At 50.4% G+C, this 11925-nt stretch carries 9 protein-coding genes and 1 tRNA gene; 6 read left to right on the top strand and 4 right to left on the bottom strand.

Annotated features, from left to right (window positions below; genetic code table 11):
* Positions 1–166: 166 nt before the first annotated feature.
* The 4 genes from D570_RS09030 to D570_RS0102850 all read right to left on the bottom strand — a co-directional run bounded on the left by D570_RS09030 (position 167) and on the right by D570_RS0102850 (position 5056).
* The gene (locus D570_RS09030) at positions 167–1507 is read right to left on the bottom strand and encodes an ATP-binding protein (protein ID WP_018142894.1); all 1341 of its coding nucleotides are present in this window, start codon (positions 1505–1507) and stop codon (positions 167–169) included.
* Complete coding sequence (locus D570_RS0102860; protein ID WP_018142893.1) at positions 1507–2211, bottom strand: LytR/AlgR family response regulator transcription factor; 705 nt, start codon at positions 2209–2211, stop codon at positions 1507–1509. Before D570_RS0102860 ends, D570_RS09030 begins: the two co-directional genes overlap by 1 nt.
* A gap of 99 nt (positions 2212–2310) precedes the next feature.
* Complete coding sequence (locus tag D570_RS0102855; protein ID WP_245531854.1) at positions 2311–3666, bottom strand: DUF4032 domain-containing protein; 1356 nt, start codon at positions 3664–3666, stop codon at positions 2311–2313.
* Positions 3667–3928: 262 nt separating this feature from the next.
* Positions 3929–5056 (bottom strand): ABC transporter ATP-binding protein, encoded by a 1128-nt coding sequence (locus D570_RS0102850; RefSeq protein ID WP_018142891.1) that lies wholly within the window; start codon positions 5054–5056, stop codon positions 3929–3931.
* 224 nt (positions 5057–5280) lie between these two features.
* On the opposite strand from D570_RS0102850, the gene D570_RS09025 reads away from it, so the two are divergent.
* The 6 genes from D570_RS09025 (at position 5281) to D570_RS0102820 (ending at position 11878) form a co-directional block, all read left to right on the top strand.
* The gene (locus D570_RS09025) at positions 5281–7386 is read left to right on the top strand and encodes a serine/threonine-protein kinase (RefSeq protein WP_018142890.1); all 2106 of its coding nucleotides are present in this window, start codon (positions 5281–5283) and stop codon (positions 7384–7386) included.
* Positions 7387–7452: 66 nt separating this feature from the next.
* A complete protein-coding gene (locus tag D570_RS0102840; protein WP_018142889.1) occupies positions 7453–8451 on the top strand; it encodes a DsbA family protein in 999 nt (332 codons plus the stop codon).
* 131 nt (positions 8452–8582) lie between these two features.
* Positions 8583–8655 (top strand) — tRNA-Thr (locus D570_RS0102835).
* 171 nt (positions 8656–8826) lie between these two features.
* Complete coding sequence (locus D570_RS0102830; RefSeq protein ID WP_018142888.1) at positions 8827–10263, top strand: aggregation-promoting factor C-terminal-like domain-containing protein; 1437 nt, start codon at positions 8827–8829, stop codon at positions 10261–10263.
* A 10-nt stretch (positions 10264–10273) separates the two neighbouring features.
* The gene (gene rsmA, locus D570_RS0102825; protein WP_018142887.1) at positions 10274–11161 is read left to right on the top strand and encodes a 16S rRNA (adenine(1518)-N(6)/adenine(1519)-N(6))-dimethyltransferase RsmA; all 888 of its coding nucleotides are present in this window, start codon (positions 10274–10276) and stop codon (positions 11159–11161) included.
* 99 nt (positions 11162–11260) lie between these two features.
* Positions 11261–11878 (top strand): LytR C-terminal domain-containing protein, encoded by a 618-nt coding sequence (locus D570_RS0102820; protein ID WP_018142886.1) that lies wholly within the window; start codon positions 11261–11263, stop codon positions 11876–11878.
* Positions 11879–11925: the final 47 nt, after the last annotated feature.

Genomic DNA, 11925 nt, shown 5'->3' with positions numbered 1-11925 from the left:
TCACACGCCTACATTGGCATGTGTTCAGATCGAGTTGCTGTCATTGCAACTGCGTCTATACGTTTGACGATAAAAGAAAGCCGGAGTGCTTCAAAGCTTGGGGGCGTTAGCGGTCATTCCCGGTACGCGAACGGTAGCTGTCTCAACTTTGCTGCTCATTTTTACCTTAGGCATGGCTGGGCAGCAAGATATGGAGATCAAAAATACCCTCATCCGTAGTAATGGTCATATCTCCACCCAGCTTTTCCACAATCATGCGCATGCTTTTCAGACCATACCCGTGACTGCTGAAATCGCTTTTGGTTGTGAGAATTTCCCCCTGTTCATTACGCTGGAGTTCCTCGAAATAGTTCACGATATTGATATGTGCTAATGCCCCGCGCATGGTGCCGGTAAGCTTGATAACACGCTTATCCTCATCCTGAATTTTTTCTGTGGCCTCGATAGCGTTATCTAAGGCATTGCCAAATAGCGAGTAGATATCGTGGTCATTGATGCCTTCTACACAGGTGGCGTCGATCATATAGGTGAAATGGATGTTTTTTCGCGTGCATTCTAGGCTTTTGTGTGTAAGCACGACGTCCAGTGAGGCGTTGCCCGTTTTGGCGATGCTGTCCCAGGTGCTGGCTTCGCGTGAAATTTCGTCGAGGACCTCGTTCGTTACGCTGCTGTGTTTAGAATCATGACTACTCGAGGCGCGAATGCGGGCAATTTGATGTTTAAGATCGTGATAATGCACGTTTGTGGCGTCTATGGTATTTTTAAGCAATTCGTACTGATGAGTTTGTAAATCGTTCATTTGACGTACAAACGCCAGTTCATCTGAAAGCTCTTGATTCTGCGCAATTTCGTGAAACATGAGCAAAATCATGACACAGACCAAAATCGAGACGAAGCGCAGGATAATAAAAGTACTCGTGGAAACCACCGTTGTAGAAGCATATGAGCTCAATCCTAAGGTCACGCTCAGCGTGCTCACAGTAAGGAAAACCAGTGAAGTCACCGAACTGACGCGCATCTTGGTCACATCAAAGCGCTGCGAAAACCACCTAAAGCAGGCATAATATGTCAGAGCAAAAATCACAATTCTCAACAGTTCACCTGCCAGCCACGTATGCAGGGATGCTAGCGGCAGGGCTTCACGAATTGAATGGCCGATATACGTAATCGCAGAGGCTATATGCTGTATGGCGTAGGCACAAATAGAAATGGCGATAACGATATGCGGCTCTACGTCCAGGATGGCCAGCGCTACGAGGTTGACCACGACGAAGAGCAGCATGAAATTTGCTATGGAATTCACTAAAGCCGAAGGAAAAATCTCCCGCACCCCATAAAAGGCGGCGGCCAGGGCAATATCTGCGATAACTGCGCCCCCGATAGCCAGTATCGCGTTTCGCCACACATGTGGTCGTCTAGGTAAGGTATACGCAAACAAGACTTGCGCAACGAGTAGCTCCACAAGCACCGCCAAATTGTTGAATATCATCACAGGCGTCACTAGCATTACATTTCTCCCACAGCCAAGGTAACCGCGCGCAGAATTTCTTGTTTTTTAGAGCGACTCACCTCAACCGTCCACTCACCCACCGTAATAAGATTGCCCTGAATGCCGGTGACGTGGTCGATATTGACCAGATACCAGCGGTTGCATTTCATAAAATTGCCCTCGGAAAGTGCTTTTTCCGCCTGAGAGAGTGAGCCTTTCACCGTAAAATCGCCGTCTTGCGTGTGATACGTAATGTAATGATCGCGCACTTCCACGTAATCGATGCGATCCAGCGCAATGATATGTGCGGCGCCGCGGATGCTCAAGCTCAAGCTCGTTTGTTTCCGTCTTTCCATGCGAGCGCGGGCACGGCGCATAACCATAGCAAAACTGCCATAATCTATCGGTTTGACGATGAAATCCAACGCTTCGACTTCGTAACCCTTGATAGCCAGCTGGGCCATATTCGTCACAAAAATCAGCACGGTGGAAGGATCCGTTTCACGGATAATGCGCGCCGCTTGGATTCCATCGATTTTCAACATTTCGATGTCCAGAAAAATGATATCGAATTCCGCCTTGTAGTGGTGCAGAATTTCTTCGGCGCTAGAAAAATCCTGGATTTCCCAGGTTTCGGCATTCTCGTGAGCGTAGCGTTGCACAAAAGCTCGGAGCCGCTCACGTGCCGCACTATCATCATCAACTATTGCAATTTTTGCCATTACGTATGCACGTCACTATCTGCAGTTGTATATCTCCCACTTTCACAGGAAGACGAAACGGGGAGATATACGTGCTTTTTCGTTTTCTGTATCAACACCTTATGCGGAAGCCCACACAGCAGCATCCGGGTCGTCCTCGGCGTGATAGTCACCATAATCATCCATCACGCCGGAATCTGCCTCATCCAAGATGGACTGGATGGCCTTCGGATCGATTTTGTACTCGCCCAGCTTGCTTTCGATATAATCTTCCACTGCTTCTGGAGTGGAAACATCATGTCCAATCTCTTCCGCCATATGCCAGCGATGGTTGAGCACCTCGTGGAAGAACTGCGCGGGTTCAATCTGACTGCGGTATTCTGCCGGAATGCGGCGCACCGTTGGTTCGAAGACCTCGCGCATCCAATCCGTGGCCACAATTTCCAAGTCCTCGCCTTGACGCCAGGTGGAGGTACGGTACGCCTCGATATCGTTGAGCAGGCGGCGAGCCTGATTTTCCTGCACATCCAAGCCAGTCAGACGCAGCAGCTTATTGGAGGCGTAACCGGCATCTACCACACGTGGACGCACATTAATGCGATTGCCGTCATCCGTAGTCGTGACTTCCAGCTCATCCACGTCGAAGCCTAAATTATTCAAAGCGTTGACGCGCTGCTCAATCTTCCACATCTCGTCCGGAGGGAAGGAGGACATGCCGGTGAGGGCATCCCACAGCTCGTGATATCGCTCGACAAGGCGGTTACCTACCTCGATTTCATCCACCTCGCTGGGCAGCAAATTACCCGAATGCAAATCCATCAGTTCGCCGATGATATTCGTGCGCGCTAAATCGATATCGTATTCGCGCTGACCATCGGTTAAATTCGCGTACAACGCACCCGTTTCCGCATCCACGAGCACGGCAGAGAAATTATCAGCATCGCGCAAAAACAGCACATTCGACAGCGACACATCACCCCAGTAGAAGCCTTGCAAATGCAAGCGTACGAGGAGCACCACCAAAGCGTCAATGAGACGGTCGGCCGTGTCAGCGCGCAAATTGCGAGCAAAGAGCGCGCGATAAGGCAAAGAAAACTTCAGCTGCTCGGTGACGAGGATGGCTTCCAGCGCGTCCCCATTGGCATCTCGACGGCCCGCAACCACGCCCACCGGCTTGACACTCGGCACATCGATGCGCTCCAGTCTACGCAACATTTCGTATTCCTTCACCGCCGAACGGTAAGAAATCTCTTTCATCGCGTTAATTTGATCGCCCACGCGCACGAAACGCACCACGTGTCTGGATATACCACGTGGCAAATTCACGATCAGATCTTCCGACCACTTCGTCAATGGCAAGGACCACGGCAACGTAAAAAGTCGAGGATTGGCTGTGGCAGCGGTGATGTTCAAATTCTTTGGTTCTATACGCTCAGACGCCGACTCCTCGCCAGCATTCGCACTCGTTCCGGACATCCGAGAACCAAAAGAACCTTTAGTTTGTGTAGTGTCCATTCACCACTCCTTTGCCTTAACTCTTGGCTAAAACGAGATGACAGCCTTCGTACTTCGCAGCGATTGCCTGCAACTCAGCAATCCTAGCCTAGCCCAGCAATTCCACCACTTATACACATCATCATACAAGAAAAGGCGGCTGAGGCCTTTGAGCCACACACCGCCTTTTCTCACACTTGCCTCAGCAAGCTACACAATTCATAAACTGCATAAGTTCATAGAATTAGTTCAAACGCAGTTCAGTCGATGGTGCAAACAGGTGCATCTTCGTTGGGTCGATGTGAATACGCACGGTAGAACCGACCTGTGGAAGGGAGCGAGGGTTTACACGAACGGTGGTCATATTGTTCTGATCGGACATTACAGAAGATGCCTCATCAGCACCGTTTGCATCTACAATGTTGCCGTAAATATAACCATCAGAACCAAGATCTTCAACATTCAACACGTTGAGCTTGAATGCATCTGGCTCCGTATCAGATGCGAGAGAAGCATCTTCTGGGCGGAAGCCGATAACGATCTTGTTGTCATCTTCTGCAGTAAGCTTTGCTGTCACTTCAGCTGGCAAAGTAATAGCATCGTCACCGATAACTGCCTTGCCATTGACTACCTTGTGGGTAGAGATGTTCATGGATGGGGAGCCAATGAAGCCTGCTACGAACACGTTTTCTGGGCGATCGTAGAGCTCTGTAGGAGCACCAACCTGCTGGAGAATGCCGAGCTTAATAACTGCGATGCGGTCACCCATGGTCAGAGCTTCGGTCTGATCGTGGGTAACGTAAAGAGTGGTAACGCCAAGCTGACGCTGCAATGCAGCAATCTGGGTACGAGTCTGCACACGCAACTTCGCATCCAAGTTAGACAAAGGCTCATCCATGAGGAAGACCTTTGGCTGGCGAACGATTGCACGACCCATAGCTACGCGCTGGCGCTGACCACCAGAAAGTGCCTTTGGCTTACGATCGAGATACTCGGTCAAGTCAAGAATTGCTGCTGCCTTCTCAACGCGTTCGCGGATTTCATCCTTTGGAGTACCTGCAATCTTCAGAGCAAAGCCCATGTTATCTGCCACAGTCATGTGTGGGTAGAGAGCATAGTTCTGGAATACCATTGCGATATCGCGGTCCTTTGGCTGCATATTCGTGACGTCCTTGCCACCGATCAAGATGCGGCCCTTGTTTACTTCTTCAAGACCTGCGAGCATGCGCAATGTTGTAGACTTACCGCAACCAGATGGACCAACGAGTACGAGGAACTCGCCATCCTTGATGGTCAAGTTGAGGTTGTCTACAGATGGGGTGTCATTACCTGGGTAGATACGGGTAACGTTCTCAAATACCACTTCTGCCATAATATTTCCTTTCATTGGCAGGTACGTGCCAAACGATCCGAGTGAGAGGTTTATTGTTTTCGTGGTTCTGGGAAGATAATCAAAAAGATAACTCTTCTTCGAGCCACTTCCCACTATACACAAGGAAATCCAAAAAGGGGCGTTTTCTTCACAATTCGTAAAAAATAGTCGAAAGTTGGGCGGGTTTCCTAGGAATTTAGTGGCGTTTCCCTAATATAGAGGTTATGGCTGAAAATTACTCTGCATTAGATTTAGCGCCAGGAAATGTCGTTGGTGGCTACACATTGCTGAATCGTCTTGACCAAGGTGGCATGGGTACTATCTGGAAAGTGCGCGATGACGGCGGAAATATTTATGCCATGAAAATTCTTCTTGATTCTCTCAACGATGACGAAACAGTGGATGTGGACGGCGAAGAGAGGTTGACAGCTCGGGAACGTTTTAGGCGAGAAGCCCTGGCTTTGCGCCGCATCAACCACCCTGGTGTCAATCGCATTGTGGATATGGAGCTCGATGATGCTCTCGCCTTCATTGTCACAGAATTAATTGAGGGAAAAAATTTACGCGATGACGTGTATGAAAATGGTCGGTACACAGCCGAGGACTTGGAAAATCTCGCGCGATTGCTCATTAACGCAGTCGATGCCGTGCACGATGCTGGTATTATTCACCGCGATATTAAGCCAACGAATGTGATGATTTCCAAGACTGGCCCGATTTTGGTCGATTTCGGCATTGCCATGGGAGAAAACGAATCTCATGTGACACGCACGGGCTTGGTTATGGGCACGCCAGGATTTATTGCTCCGGAAATTATCGAAGGGGCGGAATCCGATGAAGCTACGGACTGGTGGAGCGTGGCTGCAGTGTTAGGATTTGCGGCCACGGGTAAGCCTATTTTCGGCTCGAAGCCTTTGATGACCGTGCTCGAAAGGGAAGCCTCGGGAAATGCCGATTTAACCGGCCTGCCTCCACGCACACTGCACGCGATGCGCGAGGCCTTAAATCCGGATCGTATGCAGCGATGCTCTGCTCAAGAGTTACTTGCTGCTATCCACGAGGATGCCCTCACACCGGAAATTTGGGACAACGGACCAGACAGCGCTTATGCTTCAGCCGATACACACACGCGGACCAACGGCGCACAGGGTGTGCCCGCGGGGCCACTATCTCGTTTAGTAAGCTCAGGAGCCGAGGCTGCTCCAGCAGAAGGAGCGGAACCTTCATCCGTGGTGCTCCCTTTTTCAAAAAGCTCTTCTCCAGGAAGAGATAACGACAGTACTACTCCCCTCAGCCAGATTCCGTCCTCTGAGCAGGCTACGCGAGTGCTAGATCCTGCTGAGCTTTCTATGAAGTATGCGGATGACATAGACATGACAAATGCGGACGCGAATGGCGAGCGCGACCATCAGCCACGTGTGTCGTCCTCTCAAACCGGCACCGCTACGGGCAACTCAGCCATGCCCTCTCCCAACGTCCTCGAGCTCACCCGCGTCATGCCTTCGGAAGTTCCCCCGTCCACTCAAGCGTTAGACCACGGGCAAGGAGGCGTGCCACAGGGCTCGTCGGACTTTGCGAACCACCTGTATAGGCCTGAGCGCGTACGCCCCTCCTACTCGTCCTATCCTCATTATCCACGCTATCAGTCACCGGATCGGGATTATGATTCGCCGGCACAACTGCCAGAACTCCCTGCGCAATACGATGAGTATCAGCCTCAGCCTACACACAGTAATAACGCTCCGCAAGGCATCAGCTATTTCCATCGCGTGGCCTTAGCCGCTCTCAATATTGCCATTGCGCTGTATTTCCCTTGTGCGGCCGGGGTTTTCCTCATGCTGGCCGTTTTTATCAGCACAATCCGCGGTTGGAGAATTTCTGCGCGTGCAATGAATCCTCAGATTTCTGGCTTCAGCCTAGCCCTGTCTCTACCTTGGCATGCGATTAAAGCACTGTTCCCGACGATTAGTTATGCGTTGAGTTATGGTGTGTGCGCCGGCGTGGTGAATGTGATAGGCATTGTCATTTTCCGATACACCGGATTTACTGTAACTTTTGGCGATTGGACGAGCATTTTTGTGCTACTCAATGCTATCTCTACGTCTCTTGTGTGGCTTCTCATGATGATAACTCCCCGTTCTCGTGTCCTTTATGTGGGCATGAATACTCAGCTCAAGCTCAGCGCACAAGGACGGATCATCACTGTCTTGGTCTGGGCGCTCGTCCTCGGCGCCGTCCTTATCCAAGCTTTAGTCTCCACCTCGGTGCTGTGGTATCCCCTCCCGGATATTCAAAATCTCATACTCGCCACCATCCCGTCCTTCACATAAACTCCGGCATTTCTTAGTAGGCGAAATCCTATCGCCTGATTGACGGCTTAAGATAAGGTTATTTTTATGGCAAAAAACTCAGACAATCGTGCAAATTCGCGCAAAGCACGTATGGAAGCACGTGCTGCTGCTGAAAGAGAAGCACAATTAGCAGCTCAACGTGAGCACAAGATTCAGACCACTATTGGCGTAGTTGTGGTCACCGTCGTGGTGGTTGTGCTCGCCATTATTGCATATTTTGTGGGACGCAATATTTATGAGAGTACACGCTCCGACGAGGAAGTGGCCGCAGCAGCCTACTCCGCTGTGCAAGAGGTGAAGGATAAGCCTCAGAACGCTTCTACGGATGGCGGCTTCCTCCTGTCGAAGAATGGCGTGAATCAGGCAGTAGAAGGCGTACCAACCATCGATGACTACATGGATTACATCTGCCCTGCCTGTGGCGTGATGCATCGCGCCGTCGATGATTCCGTATCCTCCATGATCGATGCCGGTCAGATTAATCTCAATATTCATCCGGCTGCCTTCTTGAACTCCGCTTCTTCTGACAAGTACTCCACACGTTCTGCTGCTTTCGTTGCCTATGTAGCCGATAACGAGCCAGATAAGGTAGTGGCGCTCATCAAAGCTATGTTTGAGCAGGACTTCCAGCCTTCTGAAGGTTCGAATTACAAGAGTGTTTCTTATGAGCAGCTGACCGAATTGGCACAGTCCGTGGGCGTCAGTGATGAGGTGGCTACGGCCGCAGCCCAAGGGAAGTACGAAGCTTGGATTGATGCCGTCAGCAAGTGGTATCCAACGGAAAGCAAGTTGTGGAATATTTCCGGCACCTACAAGGGCCAGATGACTACCCCAACCATTTTGATTAATGGAAATTACTGGGATTACAACGCTTTGATTGCGGCTACAAATTCCGATTACAATACCCTGCTGCTAGCAAGCCTGGGTTTGAGCTCTGAAGATGTCGGCAATGCTTCGGTTCTGCCTAGCATTGGCACAGGCACTCCGGTATCTTTAACCGCTTCTAGCTCGAGTAGTTCCAGCTCCAGTAGCTCCAGCAATTAAAACGCCTCCAAGGCGTGCACGTCACGCCTTCTGAGTTTCGGCTCGTCGATGACAGATTTTTATGTTTTTCGGCGAGCCGTTTTGTATCCCTGCTGAGTTTTATGTATAGTAGGAGAGTTGATTTATTCAACGCCTCTATAGCTCAGTTGGTAGAGCAGCTGATTTGTAATCAGCAGGTCGAGGGTTCGAGTCCCCCTGGAGGCTCTTTTTTTATATCTGCTTTCTTCTCGATCCTCACAGCTCATTATCACGTGTTTTTCAGTTTTGCGCATACCGATTTATGGAATTATCGTTGTACTCATTACAGATAACTTTTGCACAGCGCAGGACTCTAGTAATGTAATGAGTATTTGAAACCGCTTTCAAGGAGAAGAGATGGCTCTACGATGGACTCCGCAACGATTCGTCACCCATAGGCGTTGGCGCATTGCCTTATGCACCACGCTGAGTCTTGCACTATCTCTTTCCACATTCTTTATCGGTGAACGCAAATCCGTGGCATTGACCGTGAACGGTGATACCACATATGTGCAAACCTACGCCATTAGTGTGGACGGTCTCCTCCAGCAGGAAGGTGTAAAAACCAAGTCCCACGATTTCATCGAATCCACCTCCGGACAGCGCCTGACAAATGACGCACACGTGACCGTGCGCAGCGCATATGAAGCCACGATTACTATCGATGGCCAGCAAGTCGGCTTTTGGACCTACGCCACGAGCGCGGATCAATTGCTCAAATTGTTTAAGCAAAACGAAGAAAATGCCGTTAAAGTGACGGTAGATGTGACGAATATTTACAACAAACTCACGGGCGGATTCGTCATCAATGCTGACGGTCCAGTTACCGTCATTGCCGATGGCAAGACCACCACTGCGCCGGATGGGAAGCTGCCAGCAGCATCTATTTTGGATTCTCAAGGCATTACGCTGGATCAGCACGATCGCGTCAGCGTGGAGCAAGATGGGGATAATACGATTTTGCGGGTTATCCGCATTACCTACTCGGATTCCACGCGTGAGGTGGAAATTCCTTATACTTCACGCACCGTAGAAGATGACACTTTGGATGAGGGCATGACTGTCGTGGAACAGACAGGTGTGAACGGCGTAAAAACCCAGTATTTGCACAATACCTTGACCGATGGTCAGGTGGAATCCACAGAAATTACGAATGAAGTCGTGACGCGCGATCCTCAGGAAGAAATTATTCGCGTGGGCACGAAGAAAGCCGAATCAACGCAATCGGATTCTACACAGTCTGATAATTCGTCAGATAATTCCTCAGATGCTTCGTCCGATAATCAGCAATCTCAGAACTCCGATGACAATAACTCCCAGTCGTCTTCCCAAGATGATGCTGCAGCCCAGCAGAAGGCTCAGCAAGAGGCCGAGCAACAAGCAGCCGCTCAAAAAGCCGCCGAAGAAGAGGCTGCACGCAAGGCAGCAGAAGAGGCCGCTCAGCAGCAACAACAACAAGAACAGCAGCAAAGTGGCTTGTGGCATCCAACCGTAGCCCAAGCGAAGGCTTATGCCCAGGCCGCAGCAGCTCAGTACGGCTGGACGGGAGATAATTGGAGTGCTTTGGAATGGCTGTGGAATCGTGAATCCGGATGGCGTTGGAATGCAGAAAACGCTTCCTCCGGCGCATATGGAATTCCACAATCCTTGCCGGGCTCAAAAATGGCAGCTTACGGCGATAATTGGCGCGATGATGCCTCCATTCAGATTAATTGGGGCTTGAATTATATTCGCAACCGTTATGGTTCCCCTCTGGCAGCTCAGGCACATAGTCAGCAGACGGGATGGTACTAAAATCAACACTATGACATATGAAGAGAACTCCTCCCATCTTCTGGGCGCCTCAGATATTCGCCAGATTGCGGCGGCTGCAGGCATATCCCCCACAAAGAAATTCGGACAAAATTTCGTCATAGACCCCGGCACCGTCCGCAAAATCGTGCGCACGGCCGGTGTAGATGCTCAGTCTCGTGTCATCGAAGTGGGCCCTGGTTTAGGTTCTCTGACGCTTGGACTACTCGAAACCGGCGCTCAGGTTACGGCCATTGAAATCGACACCCCTGTGGCACAACTACTTCCGCAGACCGTAGCGCAGTACATGCCTCAGGCCGGCAACCGCCTGCGCGTAGTCGAAATGGACGCACTGAAAGCAACACCTGAAAATACGGGTATTACACAAGATAAGCCCCTGACCTTGGTAGCAAATCTGCCGTATAACGTGGCTACGCCGATTATTTTGACACTACTGGAACGCTTGCCCACTATCGAATCCTTCGTAGTCATGGTGCAGAAGGAAGTGGCAGATCGTCTCAGCGCCCACCCGGGAAACAAGGTCTACGGGGTGCCAAGCGTAAAACTGGCATGGTACGGCACAGCAAGTCCTGCTGGTGTCATTGGACGCAATGTTTTTTGGCCTGCGCCTCATGTGGATTCCGCTCTCGTGGAGTTCCACCGCCAACCGGCGTACGCCGCCATGTCAGCCGATACCAAAGATTCTGACCAGCTGAGAACAAAGGTTTTTGCGTTAATTGATGCCGCTTTTAGCCAGCGTCGGAAAACCTTGCGTGCTGTATTGAAAAAATCTGTAAGCGACGAAGCCTTTGTCCGTGCCCAGATTGATCCCAGCAGACGTGGCGAAACCTTAACAATTCAAGAATTTATTTCTCTAGCTCTCGCACAAGAGGCCCACTGAGTAAAAATGTTTCACGTGAAACATTCGTAAGGTAAAGCTCTTCAACTTCTGATAGGCGGGTACTGCGTATAAAATAGCTGAAGAGTAGACGGAGGAACTATGGCGGATAACACCATCAAGAATGAACGCGAGCAGCGTAAGTTGTATCTGCGCGCACGCCAGCGCATGATTCTCAGCGGCACGATTGGCTTCCTTGTCGTAGCAGTTATCGTTTCTCTGCTCGGCGCTTTTGGCGTATTCTCTCCAGCCAAGAAGGCACAAGGCAGTAAGCAGACCAATTACGGTGTCGTCACTGCTTGCCCACCTGAAGGTGCGGTATCGCTGAATTCCTCGGAAATTACACTTCGCGTGCTGAACGGTACAAATAAGTCTGGCTTGGGCACCGCTGTAGGTGAAGAATTGCGCAACCGTGGTTTCATTTTGCAGGGCGTGGGTGATTACGAATCCGATAGTGTGATGGAACGCACGGAAATCCACTTCGGCGCGAATGCCATTACGCAGGCATATACCTTGGCGGAACAATTTAACGATGCTATTTTGCGCATGGATAACCGCACGGATAATCTCATCGATGTGGTTATTGGCTCATCTTTTAATGATCTTATAGATACGACCAAAACGCCAAAGGCTGGTACGGCCATTACCGCTTTGCCAAATTGCGTGGGAGCAGATCAGTTGAAGGATGTGCCGGAGGCTTCAGAGCATCAGGCCGTGTGATTTTTGACGCGAGATAACTGAGATAACAAGGTGCCGGGTGAAGGAAG

Origin of the sequence: Alloscardovia criceti DSM 17774 (assembly GCF_000376885.1) — a bacterium.
Taxonomy (GTDB): domain Bacteria; phylum Actinomycetota; class Actinomycetes; order Actinomycetales; family Bifidobacteriaceae; genus Alloscardovia; species Alloscardovia criceti.
Note: the sequence above shows the minus strand (reverse complement) of the source record. Positions and strands in the feature narration are given on the sequence as shown.

Coding starts and splice junctions, on each gene's coding strand:
- D570_RS09030 (WP_018142894.1), bottom strand. CDS start 1,507: ATGCTAGTGACGCCTGTGATGATATTCAACAATTTGGCGGTGCTTGTG.
- D570_RS0102860 (WP_018142893.1), bottom strand. CDS start 2,211: ATGGCAAAAATTGCAATAGTTGATGATGATAGTGCGGCACGTGAGCGG.
- D570_RS0102855 (WP_245531854.1), bottom strand. CDS start 3,666: ATGTCCGGAACGAGTGCGAATGCTGGCGAGGAGTCGGCGTCTGAGCGT.
- D570_RS0102850 (WP_018142891.1), bottom strand. CDS start 5,056: ATGGCAGAAGTGGTATTTGAGAACGTTACCCGTATCTACCCAGGTAAT.
- D570_RS09025 (WP_018142890.1), top strand. CDS start 5,281: ATGGCTGAAAATTACTCTGCATTAGATTTAGCGCCAGGAAATGTCGTT.
- D570_RS0102840 (WP_018142889.1), top strand. CDS start 7,453: ATGGCAAAAAACTCAGACAATCGTGCAAATTCGCGCAAAGCACGTATG.
- D570_RS0102830 (WP_018142888.1), top strand. CDS start 8,827: ATGGCTCTACGATGGACTCCGCAACGATTCGTCACCCATAGGCGTTGG.
- rsmA (WP_018142887.1), top strand. CDS start 10,274: ATGACATATGAAGAGAACTCCTCCCATCTTCTGGGCGCCTCAGATATT.
- D570_RS0102820 (WP_018142886.1), top strand. CDS start 11,261: ATGGCGGATAACACCATCAAGAATGAACGCGAGCAGCGTAAGTTGTAT.